Source organism: Gilliamella apicola, assembly GCF_000599985.1.
Classification (GTDB): Bacteria; Pseudomonadota; Gammaproteobacteria; order Enterobacterales; family Orbaceae; genus Gilliamella; species Gilliamella apicola.
Genome location: NZ_CP007445.1, coordinates 2,254,937 through 2,274,601, shown reverse-complemented (window position 1 = coordinate 2,274,601; position 19,665 = coordinate 2,254,937). Strand labels below are relative to the sequence as shown.

Here is a 19,665-nt window from a genome sequence, read left to right as displayed (position 1 = left end):
CTAGGAGTTAAGATGAGACATTTCAACCTGATGAGAATTATTAGCTTTTCATTAGCGATTATTCTTATGTCAGGTTGTTCTAACTCTCAGACTTTACTTGCTGTTCCTGAACAAGTTTCGTATGATGATGAATTGAGAATAGCGCAGATTAGTCAACAGTTATCTCAAAAAGACATTGATACAGCAACTCGGATACAGCTTATATTTCAACGTGGCATTGTCTACGATTCGCTAGGCTTTAAAGCATTTGCACAAAGTGATTTTAGTTATTTGATGGAATTCAATCCTGAAATTCCAGACATTTACAATTTTATGGGAACTTATGCTTTACGGGAAGGGGATTTTGACAATGCTTTAATGGCGTTTAATACAACATTAGAACTTGATCCAACTTATGCTTATGCTTATTTAAATCGTGCTATTACTTTATATCGTACTGGTCATTATAAGTCAGCAGAACGAGATGCATATCAATTCTATCAATATGATGTGAATGAACCGATCAGAATTTTATGGCTTTATTTGATTGACAAAGAGATAGATAATGAAGCTGCACAAAATAAGCTACAAAAACGTTACGATCTAATAAATGATAAAACGATTTATAGTAGCGATCTTATTGCATTTTATTTAGGTAAAATTAATGAATCTAAGTTAATGCAAAATCTTCAACAAGGCGTTGAAAGTAACCGGCAGTTAGCCGAACGTCTTTGCGAAGCCTACTTTTATTTAGGTAAATATTATCAAAGTAAAGGTAACAACGAGCGTGCTAAAATGTTATTTAAATATGCTTTAGCTAATAATATTTATAACTTTGTTGAACATCAACAGGCGCTCTATGAAATGAAGTTACTTGAAGAAAACGAAAAGTAACATGGGTCATGCCAGTTTAAAAGTGAAAATATTGTTATAGCGTAGTTCTGATTTGCCAAAAAATATATTCTCAACATTTGATAATACAGTTAGTTTTATCATCTTTTAAATAAATATCATTTAGCTTTAAATTTATTTATTTTGTATACATTGGATCGTAGTTGAGTCAATATCGGCAGTTAGTTATTGGGGTGAGTTGTAAATTTTCAATTTAGTGAGCTGGCATAAATTTATATAAACTTTCTTTGTTTGAGACAGTAATAATTTAACGATTACTGTTATTTGTTAATCAAAATGCTTAATTGGATTAACTAAAAGTAAGTTTGTATATTCAAATTTTTAAGCGAGTTTACATGACAAAAGAAATTTCTTTTATTGACCTTGGTTTATCTGAGGATATCCTTAACGCATTAAATGATCTTGGTTTTAGCAAACCATCACCAATCCAAACTGAATGTATTCCTCTATTATTAGCAGGCAATGATGTATTGGGTATGGCACAAACAGGTAGTGGTAAAACCGCTGCATTTTCAATCCCTTTCTTAATGAATATTGATGCAAATCTAAAAGCACCACAACTTTTAGTTCTAGCACCAACGCGTGAACTTGCCATTCAAGTTGCTGATGCTTGCGCAGAATATTCAAAATATATGAAAGGGATAAAAGTATTAGCATTATATGGCGGTCAACGTTATGACGTTCAATTGAGAGCATTAAAACAAGGGCCTCAAATTGTGGTTGGTACACCTGGACGTTTACTTGATCATTTAAATCGTAAAACGTTAGATCTTTCTAATCTTAAAGGGTTAGTACTTGATGAAGCTGATGAAATGCTAAGAATGGGCTTTATTGATGATGTTGAAAGCATCATGGCGACAATACCTGAAGATCACCAAACAGCACTATTTTCAGCGACAATGCCAGCGCCAATTCGTCGTATTACTAAACGATTTATGCATAATCCTAAAGAAGTACAAATCAAAGGCACTAACCAAACTGCACCAGATATCGAACAGAGCTATTGGCTTGTTCGTGGTATGCGAAAAAATGAAGCGATTGTTCGCTTTTTAGAAGCTGAAGATTTTGATGCAGCAATTATTTTTGTTCGTACAAAATCAGCGACATTAGATGTTGCAGAAGTGCTCGAAAAACATGGTTATAGCTGTGCTGCTTTAAACGGTGATATGACACAACAATTACGTGAACAAACATTAGATCGATTACGTAATGGTCGTTTAGATATTTTAATTGCAACCGATGTTGCAGCTCGTGGTTTAGATGTTGAGCGTATCAGCTTAGTTATCAATTATGATATTACCTTAGATTCAGAGTCTTATGTTCACCGTATCGGGCGAACAGGGCGAGCAGGGCGTGCAGGTCGTGCAATTTTATTTGTTGATAGCCGCGAACGTCGTTTACTTAAAAATATTGAGCAAACAATTAAAAAACCAATTCCCGAAGTGGGCTTGCCGTCAAAAGAGCTCCTTGAAGCACGTCGCTTAGCGAAGTTTACTGAACAAGTTCAAAAACAACTTGAAAGTAGTGATTTACCACAATATCAAACTTTGTTAGCGCAAATACAAGCTGATAGCGGTGCTGATCTTGAAACGATTGCTACAGCGTTATTAAAATTAGCTCAAGGTGAACGCCCATTAATTTTACCACCAGACCCAGTATTTAAGCCGTCACGTGAAATGCGCGATCGTGATAATCGTGGAGGTGAGCGCCGTTTACGTGGTGATAATCGTGAAACGCCAAAACGTCGAGAACGCCGTGATGTTGGTGAAATGGATATGTACCGTATTGAAGTGGGTAAAGAAAACGGTGTTGAAGTACGTCATATTGTTGGTGCAATTGCAAATGAAGCAGATATCAGTAGTCGTTACATTGGTAATATTAAGCTCTATGAAACTTACTCAACAGTTGAGTTACCAAAAGGCATGCCAAAAGATATCTTAAAACATTTTGAAAAAGTAAGAGTACTTAACCAACCAATGAAAATGAGCTTAGTTAGTGGTAATACTTCGGAAACTAAGCGTGGTCGTAAAAGTACTAAATCTGATGCAGGTGATAACAAAAGTTCACCTAAAAAACGTGGTCGTCCAGCAGCGCCGAAGTTTTAATACATTTAGTTTTAATACATTTTAGTGTTAATACTTTTTTAGTTTTAATTGTTGCAAACCTCTATCTTTATGGTAGAGGTTTTTTATTGTTTTTCTTTTAGATTGTTGCCTGCATTTTTAGGTAAAGTGATGAAGTCAATCATCGCCAGTAAAGTCATTCCTGCCACCATAAACAGCGCTAATTGAAAGTCTTCAACCATTAAACCCATTTGGCTATGCCCATTATAGCTGGAAGCAATAAATAGAAATAACGCACTTAAAACAATACCCAGTACGTTATTTAATTGCTGAAAAATGGTTGATAAGATGTTGGCGCTTTGTATTTCGTTTTTATCTATTTCTGAAAAACTAAGTGTTGTGATTGTGGTAAATTGGATAGAACGCGCACCACCAGAAAAGAATAGAACCAATATAATCCATATGATTGGTGTTTCTGGTGTGAAAAGAGCACATAATACAAAGCTAAATGACAGTAACAAACCATTAACGATAAGAATTTTACGGAATCCAAACTTGTGTATTAATTGGGTATTAACGGTTTTAAGAATAATATTGCCGGCAAATAGTGAAAGTAGTAACGAACCAGCGGTTAATGGTGACCATCCAAAGCCGACTTGAAACATAAGAGGTAAGATAAATGGTGCGCTGTTTAAACCAATTCGTATTAATGAACCTCCAAAAAAGGTCATTCTAAATGTGCGTTTTGAAAACGCATATAGGCTGATTAATGGAGACTGCGTATGTGTAAGATGATAATAGGCAAAGATTAATACTAAACTACCGGCAAAAGAAATGGCAAGTCCCTGCCAGAGGCTATTATTTGAGTGAGAAACCATTTCTAGCCCATAAACAAACAGTAATAGACCTAAGCCACAGGCGATAAAGCCCGCACTATCAAATGTTCGCTTTTCAGGTTGTTCTTTGGGTAACAGTCGATGAGCGAAAAACAGAGCGATAAAACCTAAGGGAATATTAAGAATAAATATCCAATGCCAAGTGAGATATTGAGCAAAGAATCCACCAATAATTGGTCCCATCAATGGCGCAATTAGGCCTGGCCATACTAGAATCGAAATTGTGCTAACCAGATGCTGCTTTTCGGTTCGACTTAATACAACAGTTCTGCCTACCGGTACCATTAAAGATCCACCTAATCCTTGAATTAACCTTGCGATGGTAAACATGGTCAGACTGGTCGATAAAGCACACAATATTGACGCTAACATGAATAATACAATCGAAATGGAAAAAGTTCGATACGCAGTAAAACGATTTGCTATCCAGCCACTCGCAGGTAAACCAATTGTAAGTGCTAACATATAGGCGCTAATACCAATAGATAAATCTTGAGGATTGGTTAAAAATGATTTTGCCATTGCAGGTATTGCCGTGGTGATCACCGTAGCGTCCAGATTTTCCATAAAGAACGTTGCGGCAACTAAAATCGCCATTTTTCGGACGTGATTATTTTGTTGCATTATAATATTTAATTGATTGGGAAAATAAAAATAAGTTTCTAATATACGCCAAAAATTTGAGTTATGATAAAGCTTTTTACATTTTGCCCTTAGTTATGATTAAGAGTATACTATATATTAAATTAATTGGTAAATAGAGGTATAGCATGACAGATTCTTTAAACAAATGTAAAGCGAATGAAACTCCAGCGTGTTGTTGTGTAGATGTTGGTACTATTATTGACAATGAAGATTGCAGCGCTGAGTATGAACATGTCTTTGCAACAGAATCAGAAGCACAAACTAAATTAGCATCATTGACACAAGCTGCCAAAGCTGTTGAAACGGAACCTTGTGAAATTAATAGTAATATAGAAAAAGTTAATGATGGTTTTAAATTATCAGCAACATTTACTTTTTGCTGTGGCGCAGAATGTATGATCTTCCAATTAAAATTACGTTAATAAAAAATTGATGAAAGTTTGTATTATGAGACATGGTGAAGCAGGATTTTCTGCTTCATCCGATTCAAGTCGAACCTTGACTGATTATGGTATGGAACAAGCAAAAAAAGCTGGAATTTGGCTTAAAGAGCAAAATTTCCATTTTGATTTAGGTCTAGTCAGCCCCTATTTACGAGCGCAACAAACGTTAGCAGAATTATCGTCGCAGGTCAGTGTTGTAAAAGTGACAACCGATAAATTTTTAGTTCCAGGCGGTAACGCATTTCAGGTAGCCGATACATTAACGATGCTAGCAACTAATGGTGTTAGTAATGTAATCGTTGTCTCACATTTACCATTAGTGGGATACCTTGTTAATGAGCTTTGTCCACAAGTGTCACCACCTATGTTTCCAACAGCTGCAATTGCTTGTGTGGAGCTATCATTAGATGCTTCTGGAAAGCTAGAATGGTTTCATCAAGCTTAGTAAAAAAACTTAATCTTTTTGAATTACCTTTAACTGGTCGAAGTTTAATTGAGGCATCGGCAGGAACGGGTAAAACCTATTCACTCGCCTTTATTTATTTAAGGTTATTACTTGGTATTGGTCAAAATAGTTATCCAAAGCCACTTGATGTTAGCCAAATTCTTGTTGTAACTTTCACTAAAGCGGCTACGCAAGAATTACGTTCACGTATTCGTCAAAATATTCAAGAATTAAGACTTGGTTTACTTCAAGGACACCATAACGATCCTATTTATCAAAAATTAATTGAGTTAATTGATGATCGTCAGTCAGCTGTGCAAAGACTTACTGATGCACAACAGTCCATGGATGAAGCGGCGATCTATACTATTCATAGTTTTTGCCAACGTATATTAACCAGCCATGCTTTTGAATCTGGAGTATTATTTGAACAAAAGCTAGTAGCTGATGAATATCAATTGCAATTGCGTGTAGTACAAGACTTTTGGCGTCATTATTTCACGCCATTAGATAAATCGCTTGCTTATCTTATTATTGATACTTGGAAAGATCCTGCCACATTATTGAAAGATATTAACCCTTATTTGGGATTAGGTGTTGAGGATAGTAATGAATCAGAGCCTGACATTAGAGCAACGATTGAAGCTTTTTATGAAAAGAATTATAAAAAAATAGAAGAGATTAAACAATATTGGTTGGCTGCTTGTGCTGATTTGGCTGAAATTATTACTCAATCTGGCGTAAGCAAACAATCTTATAGCAGCCGAAATTTACCCAATTGGTTGAACAAAGTGTCTACATGGGCAAATAAAGCAACACAGACCTTTGAATTACCCGATGAACTTGAAAAGTTTCGTCAATCTGTATTAAACGAAAAAACCAAAGATGGGAAAAGTGCTCCTTGTCACTCCATTTTCGAAAAAATCGAGTCACTTTATCAACAACCACTTAATTTACGTAGTCAAATTTTAATGGATATTGTTGGTGTTATACAAAAAGGGATTTATAAGGAAAAACTAAAAAATGGTGCTATAAGTTTTGATGATCTTATTTGGCAACTTAATCGTGCTCTGCATGTAAAAAATGGTAAACGGCTGGCGAAAAGTATTGCCTCGCAATATTGTGTTGCCTTAATCGATGAGTTCCAAGATACCGATCCATTACAGTATCAGATATTTAATCGTATTTACGATAGCCAGCAGTCCGATCGTGGATTGTTATTTATTGGTGATCCAAAGCAAGCTATATATAGTTTTCGTGGTGCAGATATCTTCACTTATTTGGAAGCTAAACGATCGACGGGCGAAAATCATTATACAATGGATGTAAATCATCGTTCTTCTGCAACAATGGTGAATGCGGTTAATCAGCTATTTGCTAATCATGATAACCCATTTGTGTTTGATGAGATTCCTTTTTTACCAATGCAGGTAGCAGAAAGAAATCAAAAAAAAGCATTGTTGTTAAATGATCAAGAAGTCTCCGCATTAGCAGCTTATTTATTACCGCAGGAAATTTCAACAAATGCTGATTATCAAGAATATATGGCAAGTTGTTGTGCAACGCAGATTGTGACTTTATTGTCGAGTTCTTCAATATTAGTGGATAATCAAGAAAAACAACGTCCGGTAATAACGGCAGATATTGCTGTTTTAGTGCGTACAGGACGTGAAGCTGAAATCATTAGACAAAAATTAGCAATATTAGGCGTTAAAAGTGTTTACTTATCAAATCATAGTAGTGTTTTTTCATCAACGGATGCAAAAGAAGTACTTAGCCTATTGCAAGCAGTGTTAATGCCTGAGAACGAATCAACACTGCGGTTAGCCCTAATGACATCACTGTTTGGTCATACAATGACTGAACTTGAGCAAATTACTGATGACCAAGATAAGTGGGAAAGTTTGGTAGAAGAGTTTAAACAATACCAAGCTATTTGGCTACATTATGGCGTTTTAGTCATGTTACGCAGAATGATGAGACGACGTCATTTAGCTGAAAATATCTTAGCACGTCAAGATGGTGAACGAACTTTAACCAATATAATGCATCTAGGAGAATTACTTCAAGAAGCCGCGGATGAATTAGACAGTCCTCATGCTTTAGTTCGTTGGTTGACCAAACAAATAGTGAGTCCAGATCTTAATTTAGAAAATCACGAACAACGCCTTGAGAGTGATGAAAACTTAGTTAAAATTATTACAATCCATAAGTCAAAAGGGTTAGAGTTTCCTATTGTTTGGTTGCCTTTTATCTCATTGTATCGATCATCTGACAGTCAATTTTATCATGATAAAGAGAATAACTATAAGTTAACTTATGCATGGTTATTGACAGATGAAATTAAGCAACAAATAGAAGATGAACGTCTTGCTGAGGATTTACGTTTATTATATGTGGCTATGACGCGCTCGGTATATCATTGCAGTATCGGTCTCGCTTCTTTGAAAAAAAGCCAGTCGGCAATTAATCATCTTTTAAGAAATGATTTAAGGGCTATTGCGAATATGGCAAACTTAATTGATGTCCAATTGCCAATTAATAGTCAACACTATATTCCTCCTGTTTTATTAGTTCCAACACTATCGGCTAACATTTTTACACGCAAGATGTCAAATTGTTGGCGAGTAACCAGCTATACTGAATTACAGCAACATCAGAATACGGTATTAAATTATAATCTTGATATCATCAATGATTGGGATGAACCGCAATTTAAATCCAATAGTGAAGATTTTATCGAATTGCAATATGACATTCATCATTTTCCTAAAGGGGCATATGTTGGTACTTTAATGCACAGCATAATGGAATATGTCTCATTCGATAATATTGATAAATTATGTGCAGAAATGGTGAAAAAGCTCAATCTTGATTCTAATTGGAATGACATTGTCGCTGATTGGATGAGACGAGTATTGGCGACTGAACTAAATAAACCAGGATTAATCTTATCAAAAATATTAATGGGTAGATGTATTAACGAGTTACAATTTTATTTACCTATACGCCAATCTGTAACTTGCCAACAATTAGATTCTTTGTGTAAAAAATATGATGATTTATCTCAATCACGTTCAGAATTATCCTTTGAGACTGTGCAAGGTATGTTAAAAGGGTTTATTGATTTAATCTTTGAATTTGAAGGAAAATATTATGTGGTCGATTATAAGTCAAATTGGTTAGGTGATAATATTGACTGTTATGGGCAAAATGCACTGAAAAAAGTGATGATAGAACATCGTTATGATCTGCAATATCAGCTTTATAGTTTGGCATTACATCGATTTTTGAGAAGTAGAATATCTAATTATCAATATGAGACTCATTTTGGTGGAGTGTATTATCTCTTTTTACGTGGAATGCCTGATCATGGCATTTTTTATCATCGACCTCAGCAAGAATTTATTGAAAAACTCGATCAATTATTTGATGGCGACAAAACATCAACCCTTTAATTAACTAAGAGTAAGGCACGATTAAACCGTGCCTTATTTTAGTCATATAATCTTTGTTTGTTAACATTTAAAAACTAATTGGTAACGATAATGTTTATCCGTTAATAAAAATTCTGGATGTACATTTGGTGTCCAAGAATCATCACCACCAATGCCCATATGATAAGCATCTATACTGACATAGGCGCATGTTTGAGGCTCTAATAAATGACGATGTGTTTTTTCCATCAACTGTTTAGTACCATATTGATTAATGTTAAATTTAAAATGATAGCCTGTAATTATCATATCATTTAGCGTTAATTGTTTGACATCACAACGTAAGCCATTTTCACAAGGATAAATATAAGGCGTATAAAGTTCGGCAAATGGTAATGACCAATCACCAAAAATTGCAGAGGTTTTTCGATCAGGATAATTTTCATGAGGTCCTAATCCAAGCCATTTTACCTGTTTTGGTATCTCTTTTAATTGATATGTTAAACCAATGCGCGCTGGTGCTGGCATATCATTTGCAATATCGACTTCTACTGATATTGTTAAGTTTCCATCCTGATCAAATTGATGTAACCATTTACTTTGAATGACTTTGCGTTTTTTCACACTATAAGCATGAAGCGCTTCAATAATTATATAATCATCTGTTTGTGATGCCTTAATTCCTAAACACTGATGGCGCAAATCAAAATAGCCAGCAGCTTTCCACTTTTCAACCCATGCAAAAGGATTGTTATCGAAACCACTACTGATGCCAATATCGTTATCAATTGGTGCTCGAATAAACTGATCAGTCAGTGCGCTGGCTAACAATGGTTTCTTATTTTTAACCCATTGGCTCAGTTGTCCTGATTTTTTGTTAATTTGCCAACTTTGATTTTTCCAATTGACAATAAATTCATTGTCATTTTCAGTTAATTTTAGTAATTTTTTATTTTTACTTAATGCTAATTGCGGAATAAAATTATTAATTAGTTGGAATTGTTCCCAAGCCACAATATGCTTTTCTGGAGACCATGCGGTGGCTCTGTTTTGAATGACTTTAAGCGATAGGTGTAAGTTTTCTCCATTAATATTATTACCTATCTCGTCAGTAATTTTTAGTTCAATTGTATCGTTAGGCTTAATATTAAGTTTAAGTTTACCATTTTGTTGATTTTTACCATCAAGCAGCAGTTCCCAATATAGTATTTCATTGTCTGTAGTACGGAATAAATACTCACTAGTTACTTCAATAATCAAAGGTTTTTGGCTGACAAGTTTGAATTGAAATGGCTGTTGTACTTTTTTGGCTTCAATTAAACTTGGATGAGGTTTGCGGTCAGGAAAAACTAAACCATCTAAACAAAATTGTCTATCGTGATAGGCTTCACCAAAATCACCGCCATAAGCCCAATAACTTTCACCTGATTGATTATGGCAACGAATACCATGATCTGCCCATTCCCAAATAAAACCACCTTGTAATCTAGGATATTGCCGAAAAGCCTGCCAATATTTATAAAAAGTACCTAAACTGTTACCCATAGCGTGGGCATATTCACATAAAATAAGCGGGCGTTTTTCATCGGGCATTGAAATCCATTTTTTAATAGACCACTTGGGAACATTTGGATGAGGTTGATCTTGATCCACTCGTGCATACATAGGACAAATAATGTCAGTGGCAGCTGTATTAGCGCCTCCTCCTTCATATTGGACAGGGCGGGTTGGATCATTACTTTTGATCCAACTATAAAGTGCATCGTGATTTGCACCATGCCCTGATTCATTACCAAGTGACCAAATGATTATAGATGGGTGATTGCGATCGCGTTGAACCATACGAGTTACTCGCTCACTATAGGAAGCCAACCAGTGAGGGTCATCAGACAAACGTGACATTGGGAACATCCCATGTGACTCAATATTTGCCTCATCTACTACATAAAGGCCATATTCATCACAAAGTTCATACCAACGAGGATCATTCGGATAATGGCTACAACGCACAGCATTAAAATTGTGTTGTTTGATTAATTTTATATCATGAAGCATAGCTTGCTCGGTAACCGCATATCCCATATCAGGATAAAATTCGTGACGATTCGTTCCCTTAATGATTAATGGTTTATTATTTAAACAAAGTTGCCCATGTTTGATTTCTACAGTTCGAAAACCAATGTTATAAGCTTCAGATTCAACTAAACCTGTATTAGTATGATTCAAGCTGATAACTAGCCGATAAAGATTTGGCGTTTCAGCACTCCATAATTGTGGTTTAGTCACTGGAATATGGCAAACTACTCGGTCATTGTAACCACCTTTTTCATCAATATCAGAAGTTCCAATTGATTGCGATTGTTCAAGAACTAGTTTATCTTTTTGCCATAATTCAATGTCTACATTGAGCATCTCAATATCGTCTTGATGCTTTACATCAATTTGCAAAGATAAGGTAGCATTTTCATAGCAAGCATCAAGTAATGTTTTAACTTGAATATCTTGTAAATGTGATTTTGGTTTATTAAGTAGTGAGACTCTACGGAAAATGCCACTTAATCGCCACATATCTTGATCTTCAAGATAACTGCCATCGCACCATTTTAAAACTAGCACTGCTATTCGGTTTTCACCTTTCTTTAAAAAAGGAGTTAAGTCAAATTCGGCAGCGATACGACTGTCTTGTGAATAGCCAACCCATTTACCATTACACCAAAGATGAAATGCCGCACTAACTCCATCAAATATAATTCTAGTATCACCTTTATTTAACCATTTTTTATCAATATTAAAGTATCGTGAGTAACAACCCGTAGGATTATCTTCAGGAACAAAAGGAGGATTATAAGGAAAAGGGTAACGAATATTTGTATAAACAGGTGCATCGTAACCATGAAATTGCCAATTTGATGGAACAGGAATAGTGGTATTATCGAGTTCTTTATTCAACCATGATTCTGGTACTTGTTTTGGGTTGTTAAAATAACTAAAAAACCAATCACCATTGAGTGATAATACTGCATCTGAATCACTATTATTTTTAGCTTGTTGTTTATCTCGCCAGCTATTAAATTTGGGATGTGTATTAAGTCGATTAATGCTTAATATAGATAAGTTATTCCAATCCAACCGGTTGATGATTTCACTGAAACAAGGATTCATTATTTTCTCCTTTTATTTAATTTGAAGAGCAGTTTTTAATTTATTATAAATAGTTTCTTTATTTATTTTAGTGATCAATTTAACACTTTATGTAATCGATTACATTTATATTTTGGTGATTTCTTTTAAAAATGGGAAATTTAGTTATTAATTAAATATTAATGTGACACATGTCACATATATGTTTATTTATATTGTTAATGATCAATTTTATTAGTTATATTAAATAAGCTTATTTATTAAGCATTGGATTGCTACTGTAAGATTATGGGCAAAACCTAAAGAATAGTTATCGCTATTTTTTAGGTTTTTTTTTGTCTCAAATTTTTGAGACTCTTTAATATATAAAATAATGAGTAGAAAAAATGAAATATTTAACTAAGGCAGCATTAAACATCAAACCTAAACGAATTGTTTTAATTACTTTACTTGGCTTGTGTTCAATACAAAACTCTTTCGCTGCTACTCAAGACGAGTTAGAGGCAAGAATATCGATGTTAGAACAAAAATTATTGGCACTTTCTGAAGAATCTATAGATTTAAAAAAGCAAGTGATCGAATCTAATAAACAGCTAGCAGAATTAAATAAGAATATTCAACAACAACAGATTGTAATAAATAATCAACAAAAAACGCTGAAAAATCAGAGTATTGCTTTAGCTAAAACTTCAACTCAAACACCAGCATCTAAACAAACCCAAAATCACACTCAAATCAATATTAATTCTAAGTCTACTGTTCAACAACAACCGGCAGTAGACAATCAAGTTGTTATAGTTAACGATACTAAGCCAACTGATAATGCAGATCCAACATCCCAAACAACATCACTTAAAAATTCTTTTACTCTGTCAGAGTTTAAAGATTACATCAAAGACGAAATAGGATTTTCATTCAATGGTTATTTTCGTGGTGGTTGGTCTACTTCCCAAAATGGCAAACCTAAAAATTATGCTGAAGGAGCATTAGGTAGGTTTGGTAATGAATATGGTGGTTGGTACGATCTTGTGTTTAAACAAAAAGTGTATGATGAAAATGGCCATAGAGTGGATGCCATTGTTATGATTGATGGTAATGTCGCTACCAATAAAGCTGCTGGTTTATTTAATACCCAAGATGACAATATTATGCAGTTTTCTGATATCTATTTATCGACCAAAGGATTTGTACCGGGATTTCCTGACGCAAATTTATGGGTAGGTAAACATTCACTTCCTTATAATGAAATCCAAATGTTAGACTGGAAAACACAAAAAACACCAGCAGGTGGTGGTATAGGTATTGAAGATCTTGGAATTGGCGTGGGTAAACTTGATTTAGCTTTGGTGCGAGCAGATGTCAACGTAAAACAAGTTAAAAAAGTTGAAGTTGTAAACAATGGCAATACTGAAGTACAAACCGTAACCAAGCGGGAAGAAGTCGATTTGAATGAAGTCGAGCTTCGCTATCGGGATATTCCTTTATGGCAAGATGCTACTCTTGCAATTAATGGTCGTTATTCTGCACCCAATAAATCCAAAATCCAGGACAGTGTTAGTGTAAAAAATGCTTGGTTAGGAAGTTTTGTTTTAAGACAAAATAATTTCTTTGGTGGATTTAATCAATGGACTTTACAAACAGCAACCAATTCTGTTGCGTCACAATTAGCTAATATAAATACTAATAACCCTGAATTTGCGGCTAATTCTGATAATGATTACATCGGTACTCATACAGGGGGAAAAGCTTATCGATTGGTGTCTGAAGGTGAAGCTTATTTATCCGATAAAGTTATTATAGCCCATGCACTTGCGCTTACAACGGGAACAGATGTTTATTCTTATGACCTCAATTTAGCTCATACCGATTTTTCGAGTTTCAAATCAGCAGTAAGACCTGCTTATATATGGGATAACTATAATCAAAGTGGCATCGAATTAGGTTATTTTAGACAAAAAAATAAAGTTAAAGGCAAAAGCTATAATGAAGAAGGTTTTAAAACGACGGTTTTCCATTCATTTAAAGTAGGTGAAAGCATTTTAACATCAAGACCTGATATACGTTTCTATGTTTCTTATATAGAGTCTTTGCAAAATGATATTAGTAAATTTGACTTTAATGGTAAGGATAATCAAATTAGCTTTGGCGTGCAAACTGAAGTTTGGTTTTAAATAATCTTATCTGATAAAAATTTAAATGTCGAAAACACATAATTTTTAGGGTTTTCGACATTTTTTAATGTAGTTTTTAATCTAGTGTCGATTATTTAATTTGGGTAACCGAAAATCGCTTAGTTAATGTTGGAGTATAAACATTAATTAAATTTGCAGGTGGAGTTTCTTCTTTAGCTAATTGTAATGCGAGTTCAGCTGCTTGCTCAGCCATAGTTTGTAATGGGTAACGAATGGTTGTTAGTTTAGGATGTAAATACTGAGCAAGTAATAGATCATCAAAACCAATAATAGAAATATCTGACGGAATTTTTATATCATTGTCGTATAATACAGAAATAGCACCTGCTGCCATAGAGTCATTGTAGCAAGCAATGGCGGTAATCTGTCGATTGCGCTCTAAAAGAGACATCATAGCTTGTTCACCACCTCTTTCATTTGGCGAAGAAATAGCAATCAAATTATCATCTATGTCAATATTATGTTCTAAAAGCGCATCTTTATAGCCTTGTAAGCGATCAGATGAATCAGATATATCATGATTTGAACACAAATAACCAATATTAGTATGACCATGTTGAATTAGATGTTTAACAGCTAAGTAAGAACCATAACGGTCATCAAGTGCTATGCAGCGTTTTTCAAAACCTTTTACTACACGATTAATCAATACCATCCCTGGAACTTGTTGCATCAATCTTATAAGAGCACTATCGGAAAGCATTTTTGCATGGACTACCAATGAAGAGCAGCGATGTTCAATTAATTGAGTTATAGCATTATATTCTTTATTTTCATCGTGATAACCATTGCCAATCAATAAAAAATGTCCAGTTCGATAAGCTACTTTTTCAACTGCACTGATCATGGCACCAAAAAAAGGATCTGAAACATCAGCGACAACAATACCAATGGTTTTGGAATTTTGCTGAGATAAAGCACGAGCGTTTGCATCTGGATAATAATTTAATTTTTCCATAGCAGTTTTTACAATCTCACGCTTATTATTGCTAACATTGCTTGCATTATTGATAACACGAGATACTGTTGCAACTGAAACATTGGCTAATTGTGCAACATCTTTTATTGTCGCCATAAAACTTCCTTTTAATTTGATATTACTACTAAAAATTTATATCCCTATTGTTTAAAGTTTATCCATTTAAAATTTTGTAGTTTACCAACGATTAAAGCAAAAATGGTTCGCAAAGGGGGAGGGAACCTATACTTGAAATATTTTTGTTTATATCTTTTAGCTAATTCAGTCGGTTGGATACTGAATATATGAGATAAGACCTTATAATAATGGAAAAATTTTCATTTGCCAATCATTGTATTATTTGCTGAATCGTTTCAAATTCAATACGTTATTAAGGAGAATGAATGCGTTCATTCCCCCTTATTGTTAAAAAATATTATGATTTTTGTGTTTTTTTGATTTATTTGGATGTTATTTTGATAAGCATTGCCGTTGCAGGATCAAGCACAGGTAATGGTAATCCTATATTCATTAACCAATCGCCGGAAAGTATTGTTTTAGTTTGCATCCATAATGGTAAAACTTTCATAGCATGACCATTAACTTTAGGATCAATATTATCTGGCATATCAAGAATTTCAATCTGATATTGCTTATCCGATAACAACCCCGTCAAACGTAAATTACCACTCAGTGCATAAGTTGGTAATGCTAATTGGGCGATAATAAATGCTGCTTCTTTTTGATCTTTGCTAATAACACCATAACTTTGCATTGCGTTAGGATCGTCGACATCCAGACGCACACTATTTCCGCTATGTAATAATGGACGCAATTGTTTATGTAAATTAATATAATGAGCAAATGCTTTTTGTTCTTTCTCAGATTCTTTAACTGGATCAAGTTCAACGCCCATATGACCAAATAGTGCAGTCAAACCACGTAAATTCATATGTAATTCGCGGAATGTAGTATGACACAAGGCACCACCAATATGAGCGCCCATTACTTCAGGAGGGAAGAAGTAACTCATACCACGCTGAATGATTTGTCGATCTAATGCATCGTTAGAGTCTGACGTCCAGAAACGTTGAGTACGTTTTAATATTTCATAATCGATACGTCCTCCTCCAGAAGAACAAGACTCAATTTCAACATGAGGGAATTTTTCTTGTAAAATATCAATTAAATGATATAACGCTTCTGTTTGTCCAACAATCGCAGGATTACCATTATGACCTGCTTGCACAATTTCGCGATTCATATCCCATTTTATATAGTCAATGTCATAGCTTCCAAGCAACCATGTTAATCTTTCAAGTAAATATTCAAAAACCGCTGGATTTTGTAAATCGAGTAAATATTGATGACGACCTTCAGGTTGGTTATAACCATGCAATTCAAGTAACCAATCAGGATGAGCACGATAAAGATCGGAGTTTTTATTAATCATCTCTGGTTCGACCCAAATACCAAATTCCATACCCAGATCTTTAACATGCTTAATTACGGGTTCTAAGCCGTTTGGATATTTTCGTTTATCCAAATACCAATCTCCTAACCCTTGATAATCATCGTCACGTTTACCAAACCAGCCATCATCAATTATAAATCGTTCAACCCCCATGTGTGCAGCCTTAGTTGCCATTTGCATAATATAATCTGGATTATGATCAAAAAAGATGCCTTCCCAAGTATTAAGATGGACTGGGCGCGGTTTATTTTGGCTAAATTTAATAATGTTACCACGTAAAAATTCATGAAATTGCTGACTCATCTGATTCAAACCATGATCACTATAAGTTGCATACATCCAAGGAGTTGAAATTGACTCGTCTTTAGCTAATGTAATTTCACCAGCCATATACAAAGCTTCGGCTTGAATAAAACGTTTACCATTACTTTTTACGGCTACTTGGATTCGATGATTTCCACTCCAACCTAAATGAACACCCCATACTTCACCAGATTGTTCTTTAAAGCTATTGGTACCAACTATCATACCTGGAAAATATTCGTGTGAAGTACGTCCACGACGGTTTTCTTGCAAATAACCACAATGTTCGATTTTTGTGCGATGAGGGAAAAACTCCTTAATCCAACGCCCACTAAAAGCCATTAATTCTTGTGCTCTTTCAGGTAGGGGAAGAGTAATTGATAAACGGTTGACCTGATAAGGTTCATCGCCTAAATTAGTTAAACTATTTTGGCATTGTAATACGCCACTGTCATCTAAAAGAAAATCGCTGGTGAAACGAAGGTTAGCAATATTGTCCTCACTAATAATGGTGATCTGATTTTCTGTTTGAATAACTTCTTTGGTTATAAAAACTGGAGACCAATCTTTGCCATTGCGATGACCTTCAAGTCCGGGTGTACTAAAATTACCCAAACCTTCTTCAGGACACAAGGTAAAAGGTACGTCGACATCAATACGAGCGTTAGGAACAGCAGGATTTAACATTTCCAGCTGTTCCAATTGGATGTTTTGTAAACGTTTACCAAAATAGCTGAGTTCAGCATAAGGTTTTGTACGGAATAGTACATCTATATTGTTATTGTTAAGACGATAGTTCATAATTACTCCAAGATTGTGGTTCTTTATCTATTTAAAATAATTGTATTTCTATTAAAATAAAATAATTAATTTTTTATTTTGTGATTAAGATCTCATAAAAAATGTAATCGATTTCATTTTTTGTTTTATTTGTTATTTTGTAGACACATATAATTGTAAAATGAATGTGCGAAAAGTTATTTTTTTATGTTATTATGGTTAAAAAATAGATGGATTGAATTAAATATGATGAAAAAACATAAGATTATTATAATTTCTTTTCTTGGTTTTGTTTTTAGCACTAATGCTGCAGAAAAATATGTGACAGATGATTTAGATATCTACGTACGTCGTGGTCCTGGTGCTAATTATGGTTTCTCTGGTGCAGTTAAAACTGGTCAAAAAGTCACTTCTCTTGAAAAAAGTGACGATGGCAAATACACAAGAGTTCAAATCAGTAATGGTAAGATTGCTTGGATTGAAACCAGCAAACTTAATGATGAACCAAGTTATCGAGAACGCCTTCCAGAATTAGAAGCAAAATTAGCCGAATATCAAGATAAAGTGAATAACGTTGATGAACACCAACGAATAATAGTAAATGAATACGAACAAAAATTGCAATCTGCGGAAAAATTAATTGAAACTCTTCAAAATAAAAATACCGATCTTGAGAAACAAGTCAAACAGCAGAAAACTCAAATAGATTCGATGTTAAATCAAGTTGATGATAAACGACTCGATCTTATCCTTACATGGTTCACTTACGGTGGTCTTGTTGCTGGTGGTGGTCTTGTATTAGGTCTAATTTTACCAATGATAATGCCTCGTCGTAAAAAAGATCGTTGGATGCGTTAAATGTCTAAAATCTACCTTGTTGGAGGGTATGTTCGAGATAGATTATTAGGATTAGTGAGCTCGGATCGTGATTGGGTTGTTGTTGGAGCAACACCTGAGGAATTACTATCTTTAGGCTATCAACAGGTCGGTAAAGATTTCCCTGTATTTTTACATCCGGTTACAAAAGAAGAGTATGCATTAGCGAGGACAGAACGCAAAGCAGGTAATGGCTATACTGGATTTATTTGTGATTTCAGTAAAGACATTACTTTAGAACAAGATCTTATCAGGCGAGATCTTACCATCAATGCTATTGCTATGGATGAAGAAAATAATATTATTGATCCTTATCATGGCGTTGAAGATATTAAACGTAAACTGTTACGTCATGTCTCGCCAGCTTTCCGTGAAGACCCTTTACGAGTTTTGCGAGTCGCGCGTTTTGCTGCTCGTTATCATCAATTAGGTTTTGTTGTTGCAACAGAAACAATGAATCTTATGAAAGATATGGTTTTAGCTGGAGAAATTAGTTACCTTACCCCAGAGCGAGTCTGGAAAGAAACCGAAAAAGCCCTATCTACTTTAGATCCTCAAATTTATTTTCAGGTTTTGGAACAATGTGGCGCACTTGCTATATTATTTCCATCGTTAATCTTGTCCGATACAGTTATTGATGCTTTAAAACGCTCTGTTGCATTAACTAACGATTTAACCATCCGTTTTAGTATTCTTTGTTCGCAGTTATCAACTAAGTATATGGTTGAAGATTTATGTAATAAAATCAAATCACCCAATAACTATACTAAGCTTGCCATAATGGTTAAACAATACTATAAAGATGTTCAGTGTGTTCAAACACTCACTGCTGAACAAATTATCTGTTTACTAAATAGAATTGATGTATGGCGTAACCCACAATATCTTTATCAATTGATTATGGCAAGCAAAGCTTTAGCTAAAACAATATCCTTTCCACAAGCACAATATTTAGAAAATGCTTATAAACTAGCTAATAGTGTTAATGTGCAAAAAATTATTGCGGATGGATTTATTGGAAAAGAAATTCAAACTGAACTCCAAATAAGGCGAATTGAATTGTTATTAAACCGGATTTGATTGCATCTTAGTCGATCGTGTTTTTTTTTCAAAATATCTAA

12 protein-coding genes are annotated in these 19,665 nt (G+C 34.4%); 8 read left to right on the top strand and 4 right to left on the bottom strand.

The features are described from left to right. The first annotated feature begins 12 nt into the window (after positions 1–12). Entirely contained in the window at positions 13–873 is an 861-nt protein-coding gene (nlpI, locus tag GAPWK_RS10185) for a lipoprotein NlpI (RefSeq protein ID WP_025316123.1), read from the top strand. Positions 874–1,226: 353 nt separating this feature from the next. Further along, the gene (locus GAPWK_RS10180) at positions 1,227–2,996 is read left to right on the top strand and encodes a DEAD/DEAH family ATP-dependent RNA helicase (RefSeq protein ID WP_025316122.1); all 1,770 of its coding nucleotides are present in this window, start codon (positions 1,227–1,229) and stop codon (positions 2,994–2,996) included. A gap of 83 nt (positions 2,997–3,079) precedes the next feature. Here the strand turns inward: GAPWK_RS10180 and GAPWK_RS10175 are convergent, their stop codons facing one another. Beyond that, positions 3,080–4,474 (bottom strand): MFS transporter, encoded by a 1,395-nt coding sequence (locus tag GAPWK_RS10175; RefSeq protein ID WP_038517458.1) that lies wholly within the window; start codon positions 4,472–4,474, stop codon positions 3,080–3,082. Between the two features lie 146 nt (positions 4,475–4,620). Here GAPWK_RS10175 and GAPWK_RS10170 point away from each other — a divergent pair, with 146 nt between their 5' ends. From GAPWK_RS10170 to recB, 3 genes are read left to right on the top strand one after another with little or no spacing between them, the layout of a single operon-like run. Next, on the top strand, positions 4,621–4,917 hold the full coding sequence (locus GAPWK_RS10170) for a YfcZ/YiiS family protein (RefSeq protein WP_025316121.1): 297 nt from the start codon (positions 4,621–4,623) through the stop codon (positions 4,915–4,917). A 10-nt stretch (positions 4,918–4,927) separates the two neighbouring features. Next, entirely contained in the window at positions 4,928–5,383 is a 456-nt protein-coding gene (gene sixA, locus GAPWK_RS10165) for a phosphohistidine phosphatase SixA (protein WP_025316120.1), read from the top strand. Beyond that, a complete protein-coding gene (gene recB, locus GAPWK_RS10160) occupies positions 5,365–8,841 on the top strand; it encodes an exodeoxyribonuclease V subunit beta (protein ID WP_025316119.1) in 3,477 nt (1,158 codons plus the stop codon). The genes sixA and recB overlap by 19 nt, the downstream gene beginning before the upstream one ends. A 60-nt stretch (positions 8,842–8,901) precedes the next feature. Here recB and GAPWK_RS10155 read toward each other — a convergent pair whose 3' ends face one another. Next, positions 8,902–11,982 (bottom strand): beta-galactosidase, encoded by a 3,081-nt coding sequence (locus tag GAPWK_RS10155; RefSeq protein WP_025316118.1) that lies wholly within the window; start codon positions 11,980–11,982, stop codon positions 8,902–8,904. Positions 11,983–12,347: 365 nt separating this feature from the next. On the opposite strand from GAPWK_RS10155, the gene GAPWK_RS10150 reads away from it, so the two are divergent. Next, positions 12,348–14,132 (top strand): carbohydrate porin, encoded by a 1,785-nt coding sequence (locus GAPWK_RS10150; protein ID WP_025316117.1) that lies wholly within the window; start codon positions 12,348–12,350, stop codon positions 14,130–14,132. 91 nt (positions 14,133–14,223) lie between these two features. On the opposite strand, the gene GAPWK_RS10145 is transcribed toward GAPWK_RS10150, so the two are convergent. Continuing rightward, on the bottom strand, positions 14,224–15,228 hold the full coding sequence (locus tag GAPWK_RS10145; protein WP_025316116.1) for a substrate-binding domain-containing protein: 1,005 nt from the start codon (positions 15,226–15,228) through the stop codon (positions 14,224–14,226). Between the two features lie 343 nt (positions 15,229–15,571). Beyond that, entirely contained in the window at positions 15,572–17,689 is a 2,118-nt protein-coding gene (locus GAPWK_RS10140) for an alpha-galactosidase (protein WP_025316115.1), read from the bottom strand. A gap of 228 nt (positions 17,690–17,917) precedes the next feature. Here GAPWK_RS10140 and GAPWK_RS10135 point away from each other — a divergent pair, with 228 nt between their 5' ends. Then, a complete protein-coding gene (locus tag GAPWK_RS10135) occupies positions 17,918–18,526 on the top strand; it encodes a TIGR04211 family SH3 domain-containing protein (RefSeq protein WP_025316114.1) in 609 nt (202 codons plus the stop codon). After that, positions 18,527–19,624 (top strand): CCA tRNA nucleotidyltransferase, encoded by a 1,098-nt coding sequence (locus GAPWK_RS10130; protein WP_025316113.1) that lies wholly within the window; start codon positions 18,527–18,529, stop codon positions 19,622–19,624. Positions 19,625–19,665: the final 41 nt, after the last annotated feature.